The following is a 26,138-nucleotide window of genomic DNA, read 5'->3' on the forward strand; positions in this document are numbered from 1 at the left end:
CGAGGCATGGTGGCGCCCGCGTGTAGCGTAATCAGGCTGGACAGTCGTCAACTCAGAGTGATTCCGGCGGGCGTGTTTCAGCAGCGCGACGTCACGTCGCTCAGCCTGTTTCAAAATGCATTGACCGAACTTCCCGATGCACTGTGGCGGCTCGTGCAACTTGAAACACTGAACCTTGGCGACAATCTCATCGAGACACTACCGGACGGTATTGGCCAATTGCGCCAACTGCGCATGCTCGATTTGGGGCACAACAAACTGACTGTGCTGCCGGATGTATTGGGTGACTTGAAAGCACTATCCGGTTTTCTCTATCTCAGCCACAACCGGCTCGTTGTGTTGCCAGATTCGCTCGGCAGGCTGTCCCGCCTTATGTATCTGAACGCCGGCGATAACTTGTTGACGGCACTGCACTCGCGTCTCGGCGACATGAAGGCACTATGTGAATTGCGTGTCCACCGAAATCGGCTGTCCGCCTTGCCCGACGGCATCGGCGAACTTGTGCAACTGAAGGAAATGCATGCGCAACAGAATCGGTTGTCCGCGCTACCGGAGAGCGTGGGCAATCTGCGGGAACTTCGGGAACTGGATCTCGCCGACAATGCGTTAACCGTATTACCGCATTCAATCGGCGGGCTTGGTCAGCTACGGCGGCTCAACCTGCGCAATAACGCCCTCACGGTGCTGCCGTCATCGCTCGGCGAACTTGCGCAATTGACGCACCTGGATCTCCGCGCGAACCCGCTTCATACACTGCCCAAAGAGATAGCCACGCTACCAAGACTGGAGAAACTGGATCTGCGTTGGTGCCAGCTCGATCCAGCGCCGACCTGGCTTGCGGACCTTCAAGCGCGCGGCTGCACGGTATATCAGTAGAGGCAGGTCGCTGTCGATGGCTGTCACCGTCGCGCCATACTCGTGTTTGTTGACCTCATTCTTTGCTATTCCATTTCGCCGTAAAACACTCGCGTGTCGTACTCAAACGCTATTGAGCCGTTTTTCTGGTGCGCGGCAAATATTTCCTGCGCGCGTCTTGCCATCGCCGCATGGCGCGGATCGTCGCGTCCTGGCACGTACGATGAGGAATTGAGCCGGCCCATCAGGCCATCGAGATCAAAGCGCTGCACGTTGTCAAACGCCGCTTCGAGCGGTGGCGCACCAAAAAACGCGGCGAACACCGCCTTGTCCTGTACGTTCTTGTGATTGATCTCGTTATAGTCGGTGCCGAATTCCTGGAGCAATGCTTCGTAGTCGCGCAGGAACGGCGTGGAATCGGTGCGGCGATCATTCCAAATCAACGACACCCAGCCGGGTTCCTTCAATATGCGCTGGAACTCGAGGCGCGCTTTCGGCTGATCGAACCAGTGGAACGCCTGACCGGCCACCACAAAATCCATTGAGTTTGCCGGCAGGCGCGTGGCCTCGGAGGCCCCTTCCACACTGGTGAAGCGCGCGTATTCCGCCAGGTGGTGCTCCCCGGCTTCGCGCATGTCGCGATTGGGCTCCACGCCGGCAACCGGATTGCCATTTTCCAAAAACAATTTGGTGAGAATGCCGGTGCCGGAACCGATGTCGGCGATGACGCTTTCCGGCGTCAGTCCGCATTTCTCCGCCAGCAGATCAATGATCTCGATGGGATAGTTCGGGCGATATTTGATGTAGTCGTCGACACGGGATGAGAAGCGCGTGGTGGCGTTCTTGGCAACCATGGGTAGTTCTCCTAGAACCAGTTATCTTTCATATCCAGCGTCGTGGTATCGAGCGACTCCAGCAGATTCAGCATCGGCCGAACCTTGGGCAGTTCCCAGCGAATGAAGTATTGGCAGGCCTGCATTTTGCCGCGATAAAAATCATCGTGGCGATTCGGCGCGGCGGCCGCCGCAAGCGCCAGTTCAACCCAGATCCACGCCATGACGATATGCCCGAACGCTTCCAGATAGACGGTTGCGTTGGCGAGTGTTTTATTGATATCTCCGGCCGCGTGCAAATCCCGGGTCGCTTCAACCAGATGATCGAGCAGGCTGAAAACCTCGCCAACGAGTTCCGTGAGATCGCCATCTTCATCGGCCCGATGCAGCGTCGCCTCCATCCGCGACACCAGCAACTTCAATGCGGCGCCATCCTGCAACACCACCTTGCGGGAAAGCAGGTCCAGCCCCTGAATACCGTGCGTGCCTTCGTGAATCGGATTGAGGCGATTGTCGCGGTAAAACTGCTCGACCGGAAAATCGCGCGTGTAGCCGTAGCCGCCGTGTACCTGAATCGCCAGGCTATTGGCTTCCACGCACCATTGCGAGGGCCAGCTCTTGGCGATCGGCGTAAGAATATCAAGCAGCAGGGTTGCGTCGCGACGCGCGATTTCACTCTCCGCGGTTTTTTCGTCATCGACCAGTTTTGCGCAATACAAATTCAGCGCCAGTGCGCCTTCCACATAGGATTTTTGTGCTAGCAACATGCGCCGCACATCGGCGTGCTCAATGATGGGGACTTGTGGCGAAGAGGGGTCTTTCGCCTGCGGATGCCGGCCCTGCGGGCGATTGCGCGCGTAGTCGAGCGCATGCAGATAGCCGGTATAGCCGAGCATGGTTGCGCCGAGTCCCACGCCGATGCGCGCCTCGTTCATCATGTGAAACATGCAAGCGAGGCCTTTCCCGGCTTCGCCCACCAGATAGCCGACCGCACCGGCTTTCCCGGCAGGTTTCCATTTGCCCTCGCCGAAATTGAGCAGCGTGTTGACGGTACCGCGATAGCCCATTTTGTGATTGAGGCCAGCCAGCGCGACATCGTTTCGTTCACCCAGTGTGAAATCGGCATTCACCAGAAATTTTGGTACGACAAAAAGCGAAATGCCTTTGGTGCCGGGAATCAGCTTCCCGTCCGGCCCGGGCAATTTGGCCAGCACCAGGTGAATGATGTTTTCGGCGAGATCGTGTTCGCCCGCGGAGATCCACATTTTGTTGCCGCTGAGGCGGTACGCATCCGCGCCATCGGGTTCAGCGCGAGTCTTGATATCCGCCAACGACGAACCGGCCTGTGGCTCCGACAGGCACATGGTGCCGAAGTAGCGGCCCGCCAGCATCGGTTTTACGTACCTCTCAACCTGTTGTGGCGAGCCGTGCGCCAGCAACAGGTTAGCGGCGCCTATAGTGAGAAACGGATAGCCCGCGGTCGCAACGTTGGCACCCATGAACCAAGCCATGCACGCCTTTTCGACTACGGTGGGCAATTGCATGCCGCCCAGCGGATAGTCCTGTCCCGCCGCCATCAAACCGGCAGCGGCAAACGCGTCCAAGGCGGGCTTGATCTCCGGGATCAGGTGAACATGCTTACCATCGAAATGCGGTTCATTGAGGTCGGCCTTGCGGTTATGCGGCGCAAACAAATCCGTGGCGATCTGCTCACTGGTTTTCAGGGACGCATCGAACGTGTCACGCGAATGGTCGGCGTAACGGGGACGAGCCGTCAACGATTCGACATCGAGCCATTCGTAGAGCAGGAACTCGATGTCGCGGGCGGAGAGGATCTTGCTCATGCTGTGTTGAACGTTTTTCCTTCCGCCGCCAGTCTCCTCAGCAGAGGCGCGGGTTCCCAGAACAGCGAATCGGCATGGGGATTGCGTGCAAAGCCATTCATCACCTCGACAACTTTTTCAAGTCCGATCCGATCGGCATAATGCATCGGACCGCCGCGCCACAGTGGAAATCCATAGCCCGTGAGATAGATGACATCGATATCCGATGCTCGCGAGGCAATACCCTCTTCGAGGATATGCGCCGCCTCGTTAACCAGCGAATAAACGAGGCGATCGACGATCTCTTGCTTGCTGATGGGACGCGCGGAAACGCCGATGACTTTTCGATGTTGCAGAAGCATCTCCGCGACAATCGGCGAGGCGTAGGCAGTACGGTCGCCAGCTTTGTAGTCGTACCAGCCGGCACCTGCCTTTTGCCCGAAGCGCCCGAGCTCGCACAGCCGATCGGCGGCTTGCGAATATTTGAGCGTGGGATGTTCGACATAGCGCCGCTTGCGGATATACCAGCCAACATCATTGCCAGCGAGGTCGCTCATGCGAAACGGGCCCATGGCGAACCCGAATTCCTCGATCGCGCGATCGATCTCTTCCACCGACGCGCCTTCATCCAGCAGGAACATTGCCTGGCGCAAGTACTGCTCGATCATGCGATTGCCGATGAACCCGTCACAAACGCCGGAGACTACCGCGGTCTTCCTGATTTTCTTCGCGAGCTTCATGACGGTAACCAACACGTCACCGGCCGTTTCCCTGCCGCGCACCACTTCCAGCAACTTCATCACATTGGCGGGGCTGAAAAAATGCATGCCGATGACATCGCGTGGTCGCTTGGTGAATTGGGCGATACGATTCAAGTCGAGCATTGAGGTATTACTGGCGAGAATGGCGCCCGGCTTCATGACGCGGTCGAGCTTCTCGAACACTTGTTGCTTCACGCCAATATCTTCAAATACCGCTTCGATGACGAGGTCCGCATCAACGAGATCTTCGTAATCAAGTGTCGCCTTCAAATGACTCATGCGTTGTTCGCATTGTTCCGCGGTGAGCTTACCTTTCTTTACGGTGTTCTCGTAGTTCTTCCAAACAGTCGCCACACCGCGATCCAGCGCGTCCTGTTTCATTTCCAGCAGCACAACCGGGATGCCGGCATTCAGGAAACTCATCGTGATACCACCGCCCATGGTGCCCGCGCCGATGATCGCGACCATCTTGATCGGACGCGTCGCGGTTGTGTCCGGCACATTGGGAATTTTGGAGGCCGCACGCTCGGCAAAGAACGCGTGCCGCAAGGCGGCCGATTCCGGCGTCGCGACCAATTCCGAAAACAGTTTGAATTCGTAAGCGAGGCCTTCGTCGATCTTATTCGTAACAGCAGCTTCGACCGCGTCGACACACTTGAGTGGCGCGGGAAAATGTTTGCTGGCCGCGGCAACCTTGGTGCGCGCCGCGGTGAAGATCTCCCCTGCATTCGCCAGCTCTATTGTCATGTCGCGCACGCGCGGCAGCTTGCTTCCCGCAGCGATTACTTCGTGCGCGAATGCCAGCGCTCCGGCGAGAAAATCACCGTCGATCAACTTGTCGAGCATTCCGGTTTGGGCAAGTAACTCCGACTTCACCGGATCGCCTGAAACAATCATGTTCAAGGCGAGTTCCATCCCGGCTCGACCATGCAATACGCGCGGCAGACGCTGCGTGCCACCGGCGCCCGGCAAGATACCTATCTTCACTTCGGGCAGTCCGATCATGACGCCGGGTGCCGCGACACGGTAATGACAGCCGAGGGAAATCTCCGTGCCGCCGCCCATGCAAACGCCATTGATCGCGGCAATTACCGGCTTCGGACTGGCCTCGAACATGGCGATGAGGTCGTGCAGATTCGGCGATTGCATCGCCTCGGGCTTGTCGAATTCCTTGATATCGGCGCCACCGGAGAAAACTTTGCCCGCACCAGTAATGATGATTGCGTTGACGCGGGTGTCGGCGAGCGCCTTTTTCAGGCCGCCTTCGATGCCTTGGCGGGTGGCAAGGCCCATGCCGTTAATGGGTGGATGGTCGAGCGTGACTACCGCAACGGATTCATGGGTTTTGTATTGGGCTGTCATGGGATTTGATGTTTCTGTTTTTCGAGAAGTGTGTCGGGGATTCTGCGCGAATGCCGATGAGATTTGCCCTCGCAAATTTCATCTTGCTTTTTTCGGCATGCGCGAGAAGACGCGGTCATACAGCCAGTTGGGCGCGATTCGCAAAATTCGCCCGGCAATGCCCATCGTCCACGGAATCACCGTGAAGCTGGTCCGGGCATCGATTGCGCGCGCAAATCGCACTACCGCTTCGTCAACATCGATCAGGAACGGCATCTTGTATTTATTGACAGCCGTCATCGGCGTGCGGATATATCCCGGACAGATAGTGACAACCGAGACCCCACTGGCGCGTAGTTCAACGCGCAGTGATTCGCAATATTTGATCGCTGCCGCCTTCGACGCAGAATAGGCGCCGCCACCGGGGATGCCGCGAAATCCCGCCACACTGGCAATTCCGACCAGCGTCCCTGCGCCCTTGTCACGCATGGGCGCGACGAACGGATGAAATGTGTTCACCATTCCCATTACATTTACATCGAGGATTTCCTGGAACGCCTTGAGGTCGTCCCTGATTTCGGTCAACGTACCTCGCGAGATACCGGCGTTGGCAATGACGATGTCCGGGGCGCCATAGCGGGTCATGAAATCGTTCGCCGCCTGCGTCAGGCCGACGGCATCGCGAACGTCGAGCAAATAGATGGCGGGCGCGGGATTGAGATCGGCGGCGAGTTTCTCAAGGTGTTCTTTGCGTCTCGCCACCAGCCCCAATTGACATCCGCGAGAGGCATAGAGTCTCGCGAGGGATTCACCGATGCCCGAGGAGGCGCCGGTGATGAAAACGGTCGGTGCTGTCATCAGGCTATTTTACGCGGGTCCGCGCGACGCACGATGTCGCGCAATGCTTTCGCAGGATCGGAAATGAAAAACGCGGGCCGGAATGCTCCGGTACCCGCGCTTCTTGTTTTGCCGTGATCCTGTTATTTCTTTTTTGCAGGTGCGGTTGGTGCCGTGGGAGCGGTCACTGCGGCGACTGGCTTGCTGGCAGCACGCGCATTCGCAAGCAGCTGATCAACATTCGCAAACAATTGCTCGGATCCTCCCTCCAACAGGAAGCGGCCATTGACCGCGACGGCAGGCGTGGATTGGACCTTGTAATCACTGCTCATCCTGCGCGCACGATTGATTTTGTTTTGCACTGAGAAGGAGCGTTGCATTTCTTCATATTTCTTGGTGTCGACACCCTGTTTTTCCAGCCACTTGTTGAGTGTTGCAGGATTGCCAAGCATCACATTTTCGAGGTTTGCTGCATCAAAAAGCTTTTGATGCAGTTTTTCCTGCAGGCCCATGGCTTCCAGTGTGTAGAAGATCGGCGCGCTGTCGATACCGCGAACCGCAAATGCCGCAGGAACACGTTTTACCTTCACGTCGGCGGGCTGTTTGGCCATCCATTCGGCCAGCCGCGGCTCGAGGTTTGCACAGTGTATGCAGCCATAGGCGAAGAATTCCAGCACCTCAAGCTTGCCGTCGTTTTCGACCGGCTGCGGCGGGTTCAGAGGAATCACATCACGCGGACCGCCCTGAGCGAGCGCATTGCCAATGGCAAATGCAGCGACAAGCGCAATGCTGGCGCGCTGAATCCAGATTTTAAAAGTCATATTCATCCTGTTGAGCTTAATGGCAGGGGGTTAGTCGGAACTTTTTACAACGGCGGCGGCAATACTGCCTTGAGACAGCGTTGCCTTGATTCTGTTCACTTCGTCCATGCTTTTGAAGGGGCCGAGTCGCACTCGATATAACGTTCCCTTGTCGGGCAAGTTGACAGGCCGGACAATCGCCTCAAATCCGGCGAATGCAACCTTGGCTTTCATGTTATCGGCGTCGGTCTGGCTCTGAAAGGCGCCCGCTTGCAGGTAGAAAATTTCGCCGCTGGCGGGTTTCACATCCGGCTTGGCGTCGGGTTTCGAGACCGGTTTCTGCTCCGGCGCGGTGCGCGCCGCCGGTTCAACGAATTTGGGCGCGCTTGCCGCCTCAACTTTGGGACCCGTCTTGCCACCCTTGTCGCTTTTGTCACCAGGTAATATTTGATAAAACTCGAAGCGCGGCTTTTCCGCTTCGCCCTTGAAAACGGGGGGCGGGGAAGTGTCTGGCGCGGCCAATGTTCTGGATGGAATTGTCGGCAGCGCTTCGATCGGCCGCGATTTCTCAATAAATGGATTGTTGGCGCGATTCAACCAGATCGCGAGTCCCAGCGCCAAGCCGATACCGAGCAGCAAACCGATGATGATGCCGATAAACATCGGATTCATCCCACGCTTCTTGCCGCCGTCACCACCGTCGGTCCGCGATCCCGCAGGTTTGTAATCCCTGGCCATGATTTACATTTTCTCCGGCGCGGATACACCCAGCACCGCAAGCCCGTTCCTCAGAACATGCCGCGTCGAGACGATCAATGCCAGTCTTGCCAGTTTCAATTTTTCATCCTCAACCAGAAACTTTTCAGCATTGTAGTAGCTGTGCAACTTGGCGGCGAGTTCGGCCAGATAGACGCAGACCAGGTGCGGCGAAAGTTCACGCGCGGCGGTGGCAAGCAACTCCGGAAAATCAGCCAGCGCGCGCAACAGGTCGGACTCGTATTTGCTGGTCAGCGGCGATAGATCCGCTCCCGTCAATGTCTCGGTATTTCCGCCCCACTGGCCCAGTACGCTGCAAATGCGCGCATGGGCATATTGCACGTAGTAGACCGGGTTTTCTTCCGAGCGGCTCTTGGCGAGGTCGATATCAAACGTGAGCTGCGAATCGGACTTGCGCATCACGAAAAAGTAACGCGTGGCGTCCCGGCCAACTTCGTCGATCAGATCGCTCAGTGTCACATAGCTGCCGGCGCGCTTCGAGATTTTTACCTCTTCGGCGCCGCGCATCACCGTGATCATCTGGTGCAACACGTAGTCCGGATAGCCTTTCGGCACGCCCATTTCCATCGCCTGCAGGCCCGCGCGCACGCGCGCAAGGGAGCCGTGGTGGTCGGCGCCCAGCTCGGTAATGGCGCGCGTGAAACCGCGTTCCCACTTGGTCACGTGGTACGCAACGTCCGGCACAAAGTAGGTGTAGGTGCCGTCGGATTTCCGCATGACGCGATCTTTATCGTCACCATAGTCGGTGCTTTTGAGCCAGAGCGCGCCATCCTTTTCGTACGTGTGGCCCATCTTCACCAGATGATCGACCGTTTTTTCGACGAGACCATCGGTATAGAGCGATGACTCGAGAAAGTACATATCGAACTGCACGTCGAAGGCCTTGAGATCGAGGTCTTGCTCGTGACGTAATGCGGCCACGGCAAACTTGCGGACGGCATCAATGTCTTCGCCTTTGGTGTCGCGGGGATTCTCCTGCGCGTAGCGCTCGGCGATTTCCACGATGTATTGACCGCGATATCCATCCTCCGGAAACGCCGCATCAAGGCCTGTTTTCTCACGCAGGCGCGCCTGCACGGACAAACCCAGATTGTTGATTTGTGCGCCCGCGTCGTTGTAGTAAAACTCGCGGCTGACGCTCCAGCCCTGCGCTTCCAGCAGACGCGCCAGCGTATCACCGGTCGCCGCGCCGCGGCCATGGCCAACATGCAGCGGACCCGTGGGATTGGCTGAAACAAATTCAACCATTACCTTGCGCCCGCCGCCCGTCGTACTTTTACCGAAGTCATTAGGGTTGGCCAAAATCGCGGCGACCACTCGTGTTTCTGCAGCCGAGGCAAGCCGGATATTGATGAATCCGGGACCGGCAATTTCGGGCTGGCCTGCCAGCAATTCGGACGCGGGAAGTGCTGCAACGATTGCGACGGCGATATCGCGTGGCTTGACGCCAAGTTTCTTGGCGAGCTGCAATGCGCTGTTTACCGCGAAATGCCCGTGGTCGGGATTTTTCGGTTTTTCCACTTCAATGACGAACGGAACGGCATCATCGCGTAGTTCGGGATAGGCGACAAACAGGGCTTGCTGAAATAGCGCGGCAATGGCGCTCTTGTTGTCGATGAACGTGGCGGATGGCATGCAGAATACTCAAAAGTAAGTCGGAAATTATAGCTGGAAGGGACGGTGAAAGCGACTAAATCCCGCGAAATCCACCCGGCGATAGCCCGCATAAATCACGAAAACACTAGCATTGGCGGGGCGTTATAGCCATTTATGCTCGAAGAAGCCCGTCAATACTGGAGTTTTGTTGTTGCCAATAGCTTCGTATCAATATGTTGCCAAGGTTCGCGAGCGGCTCATCCGGTTACGCCAACGTCTAGACGTCCAACGGATCCACATCGATCACCCACTTCACGGCACGCGAATCGTGCTCGCGCACCTTTGGCAGCCATTTCGACAGAAACTGTTGCAGCTCCATCCGTGAACCCGCCTGCACCATTAACTGCTGCCGCTCAAAACCCGCCTTGCGCGAAAGTGGGGCCGCGACCGGATCCCAGACGTGCAGCGATGCGGCAGGCTGTGCGGATAGATATTGGCGCGCCTCATCAACCGCATGGCTCATGAATTCACGCAAGACGTCCTCGGCTTTCGCCTCCGCTCGCAGCAGTGCGAGAAACGAATACGGCGGCAGATTCGCGAGTTTTCTCTCGGCCATCGCCATTTCCGCAAACCGCGGATGATCCTGTGCGGCAACGGCCTGATACAGCGGATGGGTGGCGAAGCGCGTCTGGATCAGCACGCGTCCAGGCAAATCGGCGCGTCCCGCGCGTCCGGCCACCTGCATAAGCTGGGCAACCATGCGCTCGGCAGCGCGGAAATCCGCCGAGAACATCGCGCCATCGGCATTTACTACACCGACCAGCGTGATTCGCGGAAAGTCGTGGCCCTTGGAAAGCATTTGCGTACCGACCAGCACATCGAGTTCACCGGCAGCGGCCGCATCGAATATTTTCTCTGCCGACCCGCGCCGTCGCGTGGAATCGCGATCGACGCGTGCAATGCGCGCGTCTGGCAAATGCGCGCGGAGCGCAATCTCGACGCGTTCAGTACCCTGTCCGGCAGGGATCAATTCATGGCTGCCACAATCTCTACACGTGCCCGGGACGCGGGTTTGATATCCGCAGTGGTGACACTTCAGACGCCTGTCCCGCTGATGAAAAACCAGCCGCGCGCTGCAACGCGTGCAATCCGGCATCCAGCCACAGTGCGCACAAACCAGCGCCGGCGAATAACCGCGACGATTGATGAATACCAACGCTTGTTCGCCGCCTTTGACGGTGTCTTCCAGCGCCCTGATCAGCGTGGCCGACAACCCGTCTTCAGCGCGCTCGCCATTCAGGTCGATGAAATCAATTCGCGGCAATGCCGCATTAGGCGCGGCGCGCTGGTTGAGTCTCAACCCGGTGAATCGTCCCCGTGCGACGTTTTGCAAACTCTCCAGCGACGGCGTGGCCGAGCCCAGGACGACAGGACATTCCGCCTGCTGTGCACGGAACACGGCCACGTCGCGCGCCGAATAGCGGAATCCTTCCTGTTGCTTGAAAGAGGCGTCATGCTCTTCATCCACAATGATGATGCCCAGGCGCGGCAGGGACGTAAACACGGCCAGACGCGTACCGATGATGATATCGGCGCGCCCTGAATGAGCGTCGAGGTAGCCGGACAATCGCGGCACGTCCGCGAGGCCGCTATGTTGCTGCACGATGCACGCGTCGGGAAAGCGCGATTCCAATTGGCGGAGAAACTGCGGTGTGAGATTGATTTCCGGCATCAGCACCATTGCCTGCTTGCCACGATTCACTGCCGCCGCAATGACATGCAGATAAACCTCGGTCTTGCCGCTGCCCGTGATGCCTGAGAGCAGAAACGGCGCGAACACGCCCAACTTGTCAGTGACTGCGCCAACGGCCTCCGACTGTTCACGATTCGGCGTGGGACCGGGAACGAAAGCTCGCGGTAGTGAAGCCGCAATTGGCGGCGGTTTATCAGCATCCAGTTCATGCACAGCGACCCAGCCTTTCGCCTGGAGCGTACGCAGGATGCCGGCAGCGCGCACATGGCGCGATTGCAGCGCCTTCACCGTTTGCGGCGCCGGCTCAACGGCGGCCAATATTGCACGTTGCGCAACGGCGCGCGCGGACACTGAGGGCAGCGCTTCACGACCGGCGCCGGTAATGGTCACGACATGATTTTTTCTTCGCGCCACCAGCCGCATCGCGCGCATGGCGGGCGGCAGTCCATTCAATGCGATTGGACCAAACGGGTGATGGTAGTAATTCTGGCAAAAGCGGATCAACGCGAAATCGTCCGCGGAAAATTTCGGCAATCCACGCTGGATAAACCTGACCGGCTTCAGCTTGTCCCGAGCGACCTCGGAAACGTCGCTGATGCCGACGATGACACCGCTAAACAACTTGTTGCCGAATGGCACGACGACCAGCCTGCCAATATCGCTTTCGGTCACATTCGCGGCAAAGAAATCGAAATTTTTCGCAATCGGAAGATCCAATGCCACTTGGACAATATCCAAGACCATATCAGCGCAAACTCTCTAGCGGGGCTGCCGGAAACCCGCATGGATATTGGGTCTCCAGCCTGTGGATAACTTTGTGCATAGGTCTGGTTGCAACAATGATTTCTTGCGGCATACTCGTAAAGGGCCAGGATCTTGAATGCAGGAATACATTTAATTTTCATTAAATACAAGTATTTATAACGTCTTTCTGTCAAGCGTCACGAAATACCGCCGCTATTTTTGGAGAACAAGCTTTCTGTGCATAAGCAAGCCTGCAACGCATCCAAATTCAAAATATTTTTCTTGACAAGGCCCTCTGCTTAAACACTAGTGCTGGCGCGGTGAACAGCGTTAACGAGCGCTTCCACATGCTCCGGGTCAGTAAATTGCGAGATGCCGTGACCAAGATTAAAAACATGCCCCGATGCAATATTGTCGAAGGCAAATTCGGCCAGAACGCGCCTCGCTTCGCGTTCAATGGTGGCCTTATCGCCGAACAATGTATTCGGGTCGAGGTTGCCCTGCAACGCAACTTTGTGCCCGACACGTTTCTTTGCCTGCGCCAGATCGACCGTCCAATCGAGCCCCAACGCATCGGCACCGATGTCGGCCATCGGTTCCAGCCACAACCCGCCGCCTTTGGTAAAAAAAATGCGCGGCACGATTCGCCCATCGTTGGTTCGCTTCAATCCCGACATGACGCGTTCTGCATATGCCAGCGAGAATTCGCGATAGGCATTGTGCGCAAGCGTTCCGCCCCAGGTATCGAAGAGCATGACGGCCTGCGCGCCTGCGTCAATCTGCGCGTTCAAGTATGCAATCACGCTCCTAGTATTTTTTTCGAGGATGGTGTGCAGCAGATCGGGGCGCTGATAGAGCATTGTTTTCACGCGGCGAAAATCATCCGATCCACCACCTTCGATCATGTAGCAGGCCAACGTAAACGGGCTGCCCGAGAAGCCGATCAGTGGCACCCGGCCATTCAATGCCCGGCGAATTTGCGATACCGCGTCGGTGACATAGGAAAGCTGCGACATATCCGCGACCGGCAGTTTTTTCACATCCTCTTCCGTGCGAACAGTGCGTTCAAACTTGGGGCCTTCTCCCTCCACAAAGTACAGCCCCAAGCCCATCGCATCCGGAATGGTGAGGATGTCGGAAAATAGTATCGCCGCGTCGAGCGCAAAACGGTCGAGCGGCTGCAGCGTTACTTCGGTGCAATAGTCCGGGCTTTTTGCAAGCCCCAGAAAACTGCCCGCGCGTTTGCGGGTGGCGTTGTATTCCGGCAAATAACGGCCCGCCTGACGCATGATCCAGATGGGGGTATAGGGCGTTGGCTCGCGCATCAGTGCGCGCAGGAAAGTGTCGTTTTGGATTGGAGACATGAGAATTTGATGTGGTAGAAACGAAAAGGCGCGACCGTTAGTCGCGCCCCGCATTATCTCACTGCAACCGCAGCCGCGCGGTCTAAAATTCCTCTATCGCGGCAATTCGCTCGACCCCATCAAATACTCGTCGACCGAACGTGCGCACTGCCGCCCCTCGCGAATCGCCCATACCACCAGTGATTGACCCCGGCGCATGTCGCCAGCGGCAAATACCTTCGGATTCGTGGTCTGGTAAGCGCCGTTGCCTTCGGTTGTCGCCCTGACGTTGTCGCGCGGGTCTTTCTCGACGCCCAAGGCGCCAAACTGTTCCAGCAATCCCTTTTGCACTGGCCCCATGAATCCCATCGCCAGCAACACCAGGTCGGCCTTCATCTCAAATTCCGAGCCGGGAACTTCCTGCATCTTTCCTTCTTTCCATTCGACTCGAACCGCCTTAAGTTTTTCAACTTTGCCATTCTTGCCAATGAACGCCTTGGTCGCGACTGACCAGTCGCGCTCGCAGCCCTCTTCGTGAGACGAGGAAGTGCGCAGCTTGATCGGCCAGTAAGGCCACACCATCGGCTTGTTTTCCTGCTCCGGAGGTTGAGGCAACAATTCAAACTGAGTAATTGATTTGGCGCCATGACGATTGGATGTGCCGACACAATCACTACCCGTGTCGCCGCCGCCGATCACCACCACATGCTTGCCGGTCGCCATCAATTGACCCGGCACCTTATCCCCTGCCACCACCCTGTTTTGCAGTGGCAGAAAATCCATCGCGAAATGAATGCCCTCCAGTTCCCGCCCAGGCACCGGGAGATCGCGCGGCCATTCGGCGCCACCGGAAAGCACGACGGCATCAAAATCCTGCATCAGTACGTGAGCAGGCGTATCAACACCGACATGCTGATTGACGCGAAACTGGACACCTTCCGCCTCCATCTGCTCAATTCGGCGATCGATATGCGATTTCTCCATCTTGAAATCCGGGATACCGTATCGCAGAAGTCCGCCGATGCGGTCCGCTTTTTCAAATACGATCACATCATGACCAACACGTCCAAGCTGTTGCGCTGCCGCGAGACCCGCTGGCCCAGAACCAACCACGGCAACTCTCTTGCCGGTTTTGCGCTTGGGCGGCAAAGGCGTGACCCAGCCCATTTCCCAGCCTTTGTCGATAATGGCGTGCTCGATGGATTTGATTCCTACCGCATCGCTATTGATATTCAACGTACATGCCGCTTCACACGGCGCGGGGCACACGCGACCGGTGAATTCCGGAAAGTTGTTGGTCGAATGCAAATTATCCAGAGCACCTTGCCAATTTTGTCGATAAACCAGATCGTTGAAATCCGGAATGATGTTATTGACCGGACAACCATTCTGGCAAAACGGGATGCCGCAATCCATGCAGCGGGCACCCTGCGTCTTCGCGTCGTCGTCATTCAGGTGTAGTGTGAATTCGCGATAATTCTTCAGTCGCTCGGCCGGCGCAATCGATGCCTCGCTCAGTCGTTGATATTCCAGAAATCCTGTTGGCTTGCCCATGCAATTCTTTCGCGCTGTCGTTGCGCATCAATCGCGCAGCGGTTGTTATGGAGGAGGCTGACGTGAATCGTCAGGCGGCCTTTTTCTTGAGCGCCGCAATGTTTTTCTCGGCTAGTTGCTTCAAGGCCCGGCGGTATTCGGTCGGCATCACTTTCACGAAGGTTCGCGACCACTTTGGCCAATTTCCGAGCATGTCGACGGCGCGCTGGCTGCCCGTGTATGTGGCATGGTTTTCAATCAGGGATTTCAGTAGCGCGCTATCCGATTTCCCCAAGTGCGATCCAGAAGTGACTGCATCGGTGATTTGCTCAAGTTCCACCATGGCGAGATTGCAGCGGTTCCTGAAACTGCCATCCTCATCCTGCACATAAGCAACGCCACCCGACATGCCAGCGGCGAAGTTGCGGCCCGTTGGCCCCAACACCACGACTGTTCCACCGGTCATGTATTCACATGCGTGATCACCCGTACCCTCCACCACGGCCGAGGCGCCGGAATTGCGCACGCAAAATCGCTCACCCGCGACGCCGCGAAAATATGATTCCCCCGCCGTCGCACCATACATGACCGTATTACCAACGATGATGTTCTCCATGGGGTCCCCACGGAATTCGGCCAGCGGCTTGACAATGATGTGTCCGCCACTCATGCCTTTGCCAACGTAGTCGTTGGCCTGACCCGTCAATTCGAGCGTGATGCCCCGAGCGAGAAATGCGCCAAAACTCTGCCCGGCCGTCCCAGTGAGCTTGATCGTGATCGTGCCCTGCGGCAAGCCTTCGTTGCCGAAACGCCTGGCAACTTCGCCCGACAGCATTGCGCCCACTGTTCGGTTGAGATTGCGAATGGTTGCTTCAATGGCAACTTTCTCGCGTTTTTCCAGTGCCGGTTTCGCGCGCTCAATAAGCATATTGTCGAGCGCGCCAGTCAAGCCGTGATCCTGGGTTTCGCAATGGCGGCGAGCAACGTCGTTTGGCATGTCGGGCAGATGAAAAATTCGCGAAAAATCCAGCCCCTTTGCCTTCCAGTGCGAAATGCCCTTCCGCGTCTCAAGCAAGTCGGCGCGACCGATCAGGTCATCGAACTTGCGAATGCCCATGCTAGCCATCAACTCGCGCACCTCCTCAGCGACAAAAAAGAAGAAGTTCACCACATGCTCCGGCTGCCCGGAAAATTTCTTGCGAAGCACCGGGTCCTGTGTGGCGACGCCGACCGGGCAAGTATTCAAGTGGCATTTGCGCATCATGATGCAGCCTTCGACCACCAATGGTGCGGTGGCAAAACCGAATTCATCCGCACCCAGCAATGCACCGATAATCACGTCACGACCGGTTTTCATTTGCCCATCAACCTGCACCGCGATGCGGCCACGCAGGCGATTCAGAACCAGTGTTTGCTGGGTTTCCGCCAGACCCAACTCCCCCGGTGTGCCCGCGTGCTTGATGGATGACACGGGCGACGCCCCGGTTCCGCCGTCGTGACCGGCAATCGTGACGTGATCTGCTTTCGCTTTCGCGACTCCAGCCGCCACTGTCCCCACGCCAACTTCCGACACCAGCTTCACGGAGATCGAGGCCTGTGAATTACAGTTTTTAAGGTCGTGAATCAACTGCGCCAGATCTTCGATGGAATAAATATCGTGATGCGGCGGCGGAGAAATCAGTTCGACGCCGGGTGTCGCGAAACGTAACTTGCCGATGTACTCGGAGACCTTGTGTCCCGGGAGTTGACCACCTTCACCCGGTTTGGCGCCTTGTGCCATCTTTATCTGGATTTGATCGGCGGAATTGAGGTATTCGGCGGTCACGCCAAAGCGTGCGGACGCAACCTGTTTGATCCGCGAACGCATTGAATCGCCTGGCAACAGGCGAATGTCCGTTTCCACGGCGTCGCCCAGTTTGCTCTTCATCGTTTCACCAGCCTTCAGCACGGGGATGAAACGCCGGGGATCTTCTCCACCTTCGCCCGTGTTCGACTTGCCGCCGATTCGATTCATTGCGACCGCCAGCGTCGCGTGTGCTTCAGTCGAAATGGAGCCAAGTGACATCGCACCCGTTGCAAATCGCTTGACGATTTCTTTGGCTGGTTCAATTTCCTCGATTGGAACCGGCGCACCAACAGACTTGATCTCAAACAAGCCGCGCAATGTCATGTGACGCCGCGTCTGATCATTGATGAGCTTCGCGTACTCCTTGTAGGTCGAATATGAATTCGCTCTGGTGGAATGCTGCAATTTGGCGATCACGTCCGGCGTCCACATATGCTCTTCGCCACGCACACGATAGGCATGTTCACCACCAGCGTCGAGTTGGGTACGTAACACAGGATCGTCACCAAACGCTTTTTGGTGCAGCCGCATCGCCTCTTCGGCAATCTCAAAGATACCAATTCCTTCGACGTTGGTCGCAGTGCCGGTGAAATACTTGTTCACGAACTCCTTGGACAAGCCCACCGCCTCGAAAATCTGCGCGCCGCAGTAACTTTGATAGGTCGAGATGCCCATCTTCGACATTACTTTCAGCAAGCCTTTGGATATTGCCTTGATATATTTTTGCTCGGCTTCCTTCGGATCCACTCCGGGGAGGTACTCGCGCATATTGTGAAGCGTCTCCAGCGCCAGATATGGATGCACGGCTGCAGCACCATAGCCGCCAAGCATGGCGAAATGGTGCACTTCACGGGCACTGCCTGTTTCCACCACCAACCCGGTTGATGTACGCAAGCCCTTCCGCACCAGATGCTGATGAACCGCGCCCACCGCAAGCAGCGCGGGAATCGCAACATTGTTCGTGTCGACCTTGCGATCGGTCACGATCAATATGTTGTAACCCAGACGCAAGGCATCTTCTGCATGTGCGCAAAGCGACGCAACCGCCGCCTCGATGCCTTCCGGTCCCCACGTGGCGGGGTAGGTAATGTCCAGTTCGTGGCTGCGAAAATGGTTGCCGGTAAACATATCGATATGGCGAATTTTCTCCATGTCCTCAGCAGTCAGCACCGGTTGCGCGACTTCCAACCACTGGCCAGGGTCCGTGTGATGAATATCCAGCAAATTGGGTCGTGGGCCAATTGTGATTGCCGTCGACATCACCAATTCCTCGCGGATCGGATCGATCGGTGGATTGGTCACCTGCGCAAAAAGCTGTTTGAAGTAGTGATAAAGATTGCGCGGCTTGTCCGACATGACTGCCAGCGGTGAATCGTTTCCCATCGAGCCGGTGGCTTCGATGCCGGCGGTAGCCATGTTGGTGAGGACGATTTTCAGGTCCTCTTGCGTGTAACCGAACGCCTGTTGCAAATCGAGCAGCGCCACGGGAGACTTCTCGGCCGGCGCGGGTTCAGGCAAGTCGTCCAGGCGAATTCGCGCTTGTGCAACCCATTCCCGATAGGGTTTTGCGGTTGCCAATTCCCGTTTCAGTTGTTCGTCAGCAACAATGCAACCCTTTTCAAGGTCGACCAGGAACATCTTGCCAGGTTGCAAACGCCATTTTTTGACGATTTTTGATTCTGGAAAATCGAGTACACCGGCTTCTGACGCCAGCACGACAATATCGTCATCGGTGAGGATGTATCGTGCGGGGCGCAAGCCATTGCGATCCAGCGTTGCACCGATCTGGCGGCCATCGGTGAAGGCCATCGCCGCCGGGCCGTCCCAAGCCTCCATGAGCGTCGCATGATATTCATAAAATGCGCGACGATCCTCGTCCATTAACTTGTGACCGCTCCATGCTTCCGGAATCATCATCATCATCGCGTGGGCCAGGGAATAGCCGCCCATCACCAGCATTTCCAGGCAATTGTCGAAGCTGGCCGAATCTGATTGGCCGTCGTAAATCAACGGCCAGATCTTCTTGAGATCCTCCTTCAATACCGGCGATGCAATGGATTTTTGCCGGGCGCGAATCCAGTTCACGTTGCCACGCAGCGTGTTGATCTCGCCGTTATGCGCAACCATTCGAAACGGGTGCGCGAGGTCCCACGTTGGAAAAGTATTGGTCGAAAAACGCTGATGCACCAGCGCCAATGCCGTCATCATTGTCGGATCCTGCAGGTCAACAAAGTACCGACCGACCTGGTCCGCCAGCAGCATGCCTTTGTAGACAATCGTGCGCGACGAAAACGACGGCACATAGAATTCTTTGCCATGGCGCAGACTCAGCGCCTGAATGGCGTGACCCGAACGTTTCCGGATGATATAGAGCTTGCGCTCCAGATCGTCCTGGCTCATTTCGCTGGATCCGCGCGCGACGAATACCTGGCGAATCAAGGGCTCAACCGCGATCGTTGCGGGAGACAGACCATGATTGTCTGTGGGTACGTCGCGCCACCCCAACAGGATTTGGCGTTCCGCATGAATGGCCCGCACAATTTCCTGTTCGCAAGCCATCCGTGAAGCGGGTTCCCTTGGCAGGAATACCATGCCAACGCCGTATTGACCGATCGCGGGCAATGTCATTCCCTGCTTGCCACATACGCGACGAAGATGCTGATCAGGAAGCTGGATCAGAATACCCGCGCCGTCTCCAAGCAACGGGTCATAGCCGGTCGCACCGCGATGCGACAGGTTTTCCAGGATCTTGAGCCCTTGCGTAACCAGCGAATGGGAGCGCTTTCCTTTAATATTGGCCACAAACCCGACGCCACAAGCATCATGTTCCTGACTGGGGTCATATAATCCCTGCGCAACGGGCGCAGGCGAGGCTAGCAAGGCACTGGCGACGACTTCTGACATGCGAAGATACTCCGGGGAAAACGTGGTAACAAAATGCATTGCTATATCTTCGCGCGGAATGGTCGCGCGGAAAAGCAATATGGCAGGGTGATGATTGTTACCGGGAATGTCGGGTTTTTGGCCCCGCAGTTTTTCGACGGACGGGACGCTCGGTAAAGCCACCCAACACGCTGATACAGAAAGACTATTCCTGGAAGACTTCATGATAGCGCCGCTTATTGCGCGCCGCAACAAATTTGTCTCGAATGGAATAAACCTGCAACAGCGGTAGCGCGCATTGCGCCATGCGAGGATAATGGAGCGTCCGCGTTGCTTTGATAGAATTCCAATGATGGCAAGCACTTTTGTCACATTGTTGCCGTGAAGCCTTAACACCAGAAAGGATGTTTTCGTGATGATGAAAAGGTCGATTGGGCGGGTCGCAATGCTTCTGCTTTCCGCATTGCTGGTGGCACTGCTAAGCTCCTGCGGCAGTGGTGCAGTGACAGGGACCGATCCCTCCGCCGGATCCACGCTTGCCGTGTTTCCGGGCGCAGCCGATGCATTTGCAGATATCCCATTAACATTGACGATCAGCGGCGGGCAATCGCCCTATTCCGTTTTCTCCAGCAATACCGTGGCGCTGCCTGTGACCACCGTGGCATCGGGGATTTCTGGCACCAACCCCTCGTTCAGCCTCGTTCCCACTAGCGTCAATGGAGACACCCCGGTCGACGTCACAATCAAGGATGGTCTCGCGAAATCGGTGATCGCAAAAGTCAACGTGCATCCATCCACGCTGAACAATCAGGTAACTTTTACGCCTCTTGGCCCGACCGGCACGGGATGTGGTACGGGACTCTGCAGTGGCGGCGATGCGCAGGTGGTCGTGAAGGCGGTACTGAATGGTTTGGTATTGCGCTCACGCGCCATTCGTTTCGACGTATACCAGGGCGGCTTTCAATTGGTCACGCCGGGAACCGGTGTGTTGGTCAGTTCATTGGTCATTAACACAGACGAGCAGGGCGAGGCCGTCGTGCGTCTTCTCGCCAATACCTCCGTTCCGACGCAGGTGGCTACACTACAATCAACCGATGTCAGTACCGGCCTTGCCCGGCGCTACAACTTCAACATCATTCAGACGACTTCAGGCGCCGGAATTCTGTCAACCTTGCCTAGCGGCACCATTACGATCAAGGGGGCAAAAGGTGGTACGGGCCAGGACGGTTTCTGTCCAAATGCGCATGTCGATTTCTACGTATACGGCGGGTCACCGCCTTATGCTGTCGCTTCTCCTTTGCCCGGCGTGGCGTCCCCGACTACCGCGACCGTCGCAACGACAGGCGGCGTCTTCGGCGTGCTGGTGACCAGTTGCGGAAAAGTTTCGATGATCGTCACAGATTCAAGGGGTTTGACGATCGAGACGGCTGCAATTGACTCCCAGCAGGGTGATAAAGGTGACGCGGCGACAGCCACAACACTTACGATCGCACCCACTACCGCAAGCGTGGGCTGCGGGCAATCCGCCTCGATCAATCTGGTGGGTTCCGGCAGTTTCACGACGCAGATCGTGACTGCGGGGGTGGATACCACCAAATTCATCGTCTCACCAACCGCGGGCGCGATTCCTTCGACCATCACTTTTTCGCGCTCCTCCACGGCAAATACACAGCCCACCTCAATTGTTGTTAATGTCGTTGCGGGCGCGACCGTGACGCCGGTGACCATCGCGACCCCGGCTACTTGCCCGTGAAGTACTTAGCAATCATATAGTTAGTGGGGATTTCATTTCATACGGCCGCGTTGTGTGCAAGCCATCGCAGCAACGGCATGGCCATTAGTTGTCATGGCAAGAAAAAGACTTGCATCAAACTGCAAGTTGCGCTTTAATAAAGCGAGGTAAGGCCATAATTTTTAAGTAAACTGGCTAAATTGGGACTGAAAAGTCCTGACCAAGAACTGAAGACATGAGGACATCATCGTGACGACAACTAATTACTTCGGCAATATGAGCACTCTGGCGAAGCGGGGTGCAGTTGCCGCGCTGTTCGGTTCGATGACCGCCATACTGGTGTCATGCGGCGGAAGTGGCACAACCGGCGGAAATCCGTTGACCAACGGTACGCTCGCCATCCTGCCCAAGTACTGGTTCCTTTACGCTAATACCCCGACAACGATTAATATTGCGGGCGGCATGGACCCTACTTCGTGACATCAAACGAGCAAACCGTGCTGCCATTGAACTTCACACTCAATGGCAACTCCTTTACCGCCGTGCCGAATCAAATAGGGGTATACGGTACGCTCACGACGGAAAACCAGTCTGAGGTCGGCGCGACCGCATTTAGGATCGTCACCGTCACGGCACGCGATTCAACCGGCAAGGAAACTACCGCCACTTATAACGTTTTGCAGAGCTTTCTGACCGGCTACGGTCTATCAATACAAACGGCGGCCAGCTGTTCTGCTTCTGGTGAGGACTCGTTAATTTCGTTGGTCCCATAATTCCAACGGCCTGCGATACCCAGAATAAACAAATGCGCCTTACCGCGAACTTTGGGCCTTTCGCATTCATTCTAGATAGCACAGGCATTACCGGCCCCACGCTAACAGGCGTTTCTGACTCAGCCGGTGGCGTAACTGCGCGCATCCGTGTGACACCCAACGCGGCGACCCAATATGCCCAGTTCCGACTGATCGATGTGGCCACCGGTGCATACCGGGATTTCACTTTCATCGTCAAGAATGCAAACGGTGCAAACGTGGCACTCTCGTGCTGCCTTCGAAAGTCAGCCTCGGCGGACCCACGACAGCGGCCTGCGGCACGGGATTGGTGAATTTATTTGTGTTTGGCGGGATTGCTCCATATAAGGCCAGTACCAGTTTTCCCAATTCAATCACGATTACCCCTCCGCTTGTGGACAGGAGTGGCGACGCATTTTCCGTACAGGTATTCAATCCCAATATCTGCCTGTCTCCGGGCAGCGTTGTGGTTACTGATTCCTTGGGCGCCTTTGTGACGTTGGAAGTGACAACAACGCCTGGCACGGCGGCACCTGTGCTTCCGTTAAGAGTTGCGCCCTCCGCGCTCTGCATACCGGATGGTGGCACGGGCGTAATCAGTATCTCCGGCGGCAATTCCAACAAGGTAATCAATTCAACTACCCCAGGCTTGGCGACGGCCATTCCAACCAGCGGGACAGGAAATTTCACCAGCACCATTAATGCATCAGGCGCAGGCGGTGCGATCGGCACATTGGTTACCTTGACAGTAGATGACGGTGGTACATCCGCTCTAGTATCCGTTACGCGGAAAACAACCTGCCCATAGGGCAGTTGGTACCAACATCGACGGGCACCTGCGGGTGCCCGTTTTTCTTTCACTATGACTCCAGCGACCCACATTGCCACTCGTAAAGGCGCGTAACAGAAAATGGCTTTGGTGATTGCTGCATTTCTTGTCTCGATTGCACTTTCCGCTGGCATGGTGACGCTGCTTCGCCGAAACTCAATGTCCGAGTGGTCACTCGACCAACCGAATCATCGCTCGTTACATAATCGACCAACGCCGCGCATCGGCGGATTGGCGATGCTGATGGCCGTCGCGACTTCGCTGGCTATGCTGCGTCCTGATGAGCTTCCCTTGACGCCTTTGCTACTGGCTGCAGGACTCGCACTGGTTTCGGTTCTGGATGACCGAGAACACTTGCCTGTTGCGCTACGCCTAGCCGTCCACGTAGCGACCGCAATATGTGTTGTCCTAAGTTGGATGCAAGCTTTTCCCGCTCCACTTTTTGGCGATTCAATCTACATACTTGCGGGGATGGTATCCACGTTCGTTGTGATCATGGCGATATGCTGGATGATCAACTTGTTTAACTTCATGGATGGCGCAAACGGCTTGGCCGGGGGCATGGCGTTCCTTGGTTTTGGCGGCTACATGATTGCGGCGGCATTGAGTCCGGCGCAAGGCTTACCCATTGCCGCCTTATCAGGCGCGGTTTCTGGCGCTGCGCTGGGATTTCTATATTTCAACTTTCCCACCGCCAGTGTCTTCATGGGCGATGCGGGATCGGTGCCCCTTGGATTCCTGGCCGCCGCAATTGGCTTGCAAGGAAGTTTGATGGGTCTCTGGCCTTGGTGGTTTGGCCCGCTGGCTTTTTCGCCTTTTATTGTCGACGCCACGGCCACATTGTTGAAACGAATTGCCCGCCAACAAAAAATCTGGGTTGCGCACCGTGAACACTACTACCAGCGGCTAATCCTTTCAGGGTGGAGTCATCGCAAGACAGTTATTTCGTATTACTTTTTAATGCTTGGAAGTACAGGATCTGCGCTCGCGGCACAAAACAGTCACCTTCTCTATCCAATTGTCAGTGCCTGGGTGATAACATATGCGTCGTTGCTGGTATATCTGGAATGGCGCTTCTACAAACATAAAAAAGACAATAAAGAAGAAACTCCTGGAGCAAAATGAAAAGGTTTGCATTCAATGAACGCGCCGTTTTAGCGTTCTGTCATGACGCCGTGATGCTGGTTGTCTCATGGACTGTCACTGGCCTACTGCTTGCGCAATATCAACCTGGTCAGCGCGATACGCTCATTTCCGCGTTGAGTTTGGCACTTGCCGTAGCGATTCCCGTTCAAGCAATGATTTCCACACTTTTCGGCATGTATCAGGGACTGTGGAGATATGCGAGTCTGCCCGATGTGCAACGGATTGTTGTCAGTGTAGTGGTGGGCTCAAGTGCTTCTGCGTTCATACTTTGGGCGGCTGGCTGGCTGCAGGCTTTAGGTTTCGCACACTTTTTCATCCAGGCACTATTGCTGATCACCTTGATGGCGGGTAGTCGGATCAGTTATCGATCGTGGAAAGAGTGGCGCCTGTATGGAAACACCAATGAACAGGGCACTCCGGTACTCGTATTGGGTGCCGGCGACGCGGCCGTCGGGCTTCTGAAGGAACTTTCGCGCAGCGCCGACTGGCGCGTAATGGGGCTGCTGGACGACGACCCAAACAAGCGCCAGCGCCTGTTGCATGGCGCGCGGGTGTTGGCGAGTATTGATGAATTGCCGCGTGTGGCACGCTCGCTAAAGGTCAAGCATGTCATTATCGCAATGCCTTCCGTCACGTACCCAGTCAGGCGCCGCATCGTTGAGGTATGCAACAAGGCGCGAGTAACGATATTGACCGTGCCCAAGTTCAACGGCGTTACCTTGAGTCCGGCTGTTAGAGGGAAAGTGGTCCCCGCAAAAATTCGTCGCGTGGCGGTTGAAGATCTGATGAAACGCGAGCCAATCGTACTCGATGATGCCGGGCTGCACGACCTTATTACCGACAAAGTCATCATGGTCACGGGAGCTGGCGGTTCGATCGGCTCCGAACTTTGCCGCCAGATTGCCGAGTACCAACCTTCGATGCTGGTGCTATTTGAGCAGAGTGAATTCGCGATGTACAAAATCGAGCAGTCTTTGCGCGACGCATACGACAATTTGCCGATTGCCAGTGTGATCGGTGATATCAAGAATTTCAAGCGCGTCAATCAGGCGATGCACCAATATTCTCCGTCGCTGGTTTTTCATGCGGCCGCATACAAGCATGTGCCTTTGATGGAAGAAAGTAATGCGTGGGAAGCCGTGCAAAATAACGTGCTGGGCACACTGGTGGTCGCACGCGCCGCAATCGAATATGGCGTCAGAAAGTTTGTGCTTATCTCGACCGACAAGGCCGTTAATCCAACCAACGTGATGGGCGCGACCAAACGTCTTTCCGAAATGCTCTGTCAGGCATTGCAGCAGACCAGCAATACACGCTTTGAGATGGTGCGCTTCGGCAATGTATTGGGCAGCGCCGGCAGTGTCATTCCGCGCTTCCAGGAGCAGATCGATCACGGCGGCCCGGTCACCGTGACACATCCGGACATGGTGCGCTACTTCATGTCAATTCCTGAGGCCGCGCAATTGGTTTTGCAGGCCGGAACGATGGGTTTAGGCGGCGAGATCTTTGTGCTCGACATGGGTGAGCCAGTCAAGATCGTCGACTTGGCGCACGACATGATCCGCCTGTCCGAGCCAACTGACGAGGAAATAAAGATTGTTTATACCGGACTGCGTCCGGGAGAAAAACTGTTTGAAGAATTGCTCGCCCATGATGAGCAAACACGTCCGACCCCACACCCGAAGCTGCGCATTGCCAAAGCGCGTGAAGTCGACGGCGGCTTTATCAACAGCGTATCGACTTGGCTATTTCAGGATCGGATTCCGGATGATTCGGATGTGCGTCGCGACTTGAAGCGCTGGGTGCCGGAGTACGTGGCACAGGTGCGCCCACGCCTAAAATCGATCAGTGGCGGGGTGGAGAAAAAGTTGGCCTAGGCAGTGGTTAAACTTCAACGTAAGGCGAGAAATTAGTT

Annotated in this window: 18 protein-coding genes; 6 read left to right on the forward strand and 12 right to left on the reverse strand. The window is 56.2% G+C overall.

What is annotated here, in order from left to right; genetic code table 11:
• Positions 1 to 6 precede the first annotated feature (6 nt).
• The gene (locus tag IPP88_16880) at positions 7 to 876 is read left to right on the forward strand and encodes a leucine-rich repeat domain-containing protein (protein ID MBL0124320.1); all 870 of its coding nucleotides are present in this window, start codon (positions 7 to 9) and stop codon (positions 874 to 876) included.
• Between the two features lie 65 nt (positions 877 to 941).
• Here IPP88_16880 and IPP88_16885 read toward each other — a convergent pair whose 3' ends face one another.
• The 11 genes from IPP88_16885 to gltB all read right to left on the reverse strand — a co-directional run bounded on the left by IPP88_16885 (position 942) and on the right by gltB (position 19,746).
• A complete protein-coding gene (locus tag IPP88_16885) occupies positions 942 to 1,709 on the reverse strand; it encodes a class I SAM-dependent methyltransferase (GenBank protein ID MBL0124321.1) in 768 nt (255 codons plus the stop codon).
• Positions 1,710 to 1,720: 11 nt separating this feature from the next.
• Complete coding sequence (locus tag IPP88_16890; protein ID MBL0124322.1) at positions 1,721 to 3,532, reverse strand: acyl-CoA dehydrogenase; 1,812 nt, start codon at positions 3,530 to 3,532, stop codon at positions 1,721 to 1,723.
• Positions 3,529 to 5,634: an enoyl-CoA hydratase/isomerase family protein gene (locus tag IPP88_16895; protein ID MBL0124323.1), complete on the reverse strand. Its 2,106-nt coding sequence runs from the start codon at positions 5,632 to 5,634 to the stop codon at positions 3,529 to 3,531. Before IPP88_16895 ends, IPP88_16890 begins: the two co-directional genes overlap by 4 nt.
• Before the next feature lie 78 nt (positions 5,635 to 5,712).
• Positions 5,713 to 6,471, reverse strand: a complete 759-nt coding sequence (locus IPP88_16900; protein ID MBL0124324.1) for an SDR family oxidoreductase — start codon at positions 6,469 to 6,471, stop codon at positions 5,713 to 5,715.
• A 122-nt stretch (positions 6,472 to 6,593) separates the two neighbouring features.
• Entirely contained in the window at positions 6,594 to 7,277 is a 684-nt protein-coding gene (locus IPP88_16905) for a thiol:disulfide interchange protein DsbA/DsbL (GenBank protein MBL0124325.1), read from the reverse strand.
• A gap of 24 nt (positions 7,278 to 7,301) precedes the next feature.
• Positions 7,302 to 7,988, reverse strand: coding sequence for an SPOR domain-containing protein (locus IPP88_16910; protein MBL0124326.1), 687 nt, complete (start codon positions 7,986 to 7,988; stop codon positions 7,302 to 7,304).
• Between the two features lie 3 nt (positions 7,989 to 7,991).
• The gene (locus IPP88_16915; GenBank protein ID MBL0124327.1) at positions 7,992 to 9,662 is read right to left on the reverse strand and encodes an arginine--tRNA ligase; all 1,671 of its coding nucleotides are present in this window, start codon (positions 9,660 to 9,662) and stop codon (positions 7,992 to 7,994) included.
• 238 nt (positions 9,663 to 9,900) lie between these two features.
• A complete protein-coding gene (locus IPP88_16920; GenBank protein MBL0124328.1) occupies positions 9,901 to 12,099 on the reverse strand; it encodes a primosomal protein N' in 2,199 nt (732 codons plus the stop codon).
• 320 nt (positions 12,100 to 12,419) lie between these two features.
• Positions 12,420 to 13,484: a uroporphyrinogen decarboxylase gene (locus IPP88_16925; GenBank protein MBL0124329.1), complete on the reverse strand. Its 1,065-nt coding sequence runs from the start codon at positions 13,482 to 13,484 to the stop codon at positions 12,420 to 12,422.
• A gap of 93 nt (positions 13,485 to 13,577) precedes the next feature.
• Positions 13,578 to 15,017, reverse strand: a complete 1,440-nt coding sequence (locus tag IPP88_16930) for a glutamate synthase subunit beta (GenBank protein MBL0124330.1) — start codon at positions 15,015 to 15,017, stop codon at positions 13,578 to 13,580.
• Positions 15,018 to 15,087: 70 nt separating this feature from the next.
• On the reverse strand, positions 15,088 to 19,746 hold the full coding sequence (gene gltB, locus IPP88_16935; protein MBL0124331.1) for a glutamate synthase large subunit: 4,659 nt from the start codon (positions 19,744 to 19,746) through the stop codon (positions 15,088 to 15,090).
• A gap of 391 nt (positions 19,747 to 20,137) precedes the next feature.
• Between gltB and IPP88_16940 the strand changes: the two genes are divergently transcribed.
• The 3 genes from IPP88_16940 (at position 20,138) to IPP88_16950 (ending at position 22,230) form a co-directional block, all read left to right on the forward strand.
• Positions 20,138 to 21,478, forward strand: coding sequence for a hypothetical protein (locus IPP88_16940; GenBank protein ID MBL0124332.1), 1,341 nt, complete (start codon positions 20,138 to 20,140; stop codon positions 21,476 to 21,478).
• Positions 21,479 to 21,706: 228 nt separating this feature from the next.
• The gene (locus IPP88_16945) at positions 21,707 to 21,937 is read left to right on the forward strand and encodes a hypothetical protein (GenBank protein MBL0124333.1); all 231 of its coding nucleotides are present in this window, start codon (positions 21,707 to 21,709) and stop codon (positions 21,935 to 21,937) included.
• Between the two features lie 17 nt (positions 21,938 to 21,954).
• The gene (locus IPP88_16950) at positions 21,955 to 22,230 is read left to right on the forward strand and encodes a hypothetical protein (protein ID MBL0124334.1); all 276 of its coding nucleotides are present in this window, start codon (positions 21,955 to 21,957) and stop codon (positions 22,228 to 22,230) included.
• A gap of 234 nt (positions 22,231 to 22,464) precedes the next feature.
• Here the strand turns inward: IPP88_16950 and IPP88_16955 are convergent, their stop codons facing one another.
• Positions 22,465 to 22,980, reverse strand: coding sequence for a hypothetical protein (locus IPP88_16955; protein MBL0124335.1), 516 nt, complete (start codon positions 22,978 to 22,980; stop codon positions 22,465 to 22,467).
• A gap of 178 nt (positions 22,981 to 23,158) precedes the next feature.
• Here IPP88_16955 and IPP88_16960 point away from each other — a divergent pair, with 178 nt between their 5' ends.
• Positions 23,159 to 24,202, forward strand: a complete 1,044-nt coding sequence (locus tag IPP88_16960; GenBank protein ID MBL0124336.1) for a glycosyltransferase family 4 protein — start codon at positions 23,159 to 23,161, stop codon at positions 24,200 to 24,202.
• On the forward strand, positions 24,199 to 26,100 hold the full coding sequence (locus tag IPP88_16965; protein MBL0124337.1) for a polysaccharide biosynthesis protein: 1,902 nt from the start codon (positions 24,199 to 24,201) through the stop codon (positions 26,098 to 26,100). The genes IPP88_16960 and IPP88_16965 overlap by 4 nt, the downstream gene beginning before the upstream one ends.
• Positions 26,101 to 26,138 lie beyond the last annotated feature (38 nt).

The organism is Betaproteobacteria bacterium (assembly GCA_016720925.1).
GTDB lineage: Bacteria > Pseudomonadota > Gammaproteobacteria > Burkholderiales > Usitatibacteraceae > UKL13-2.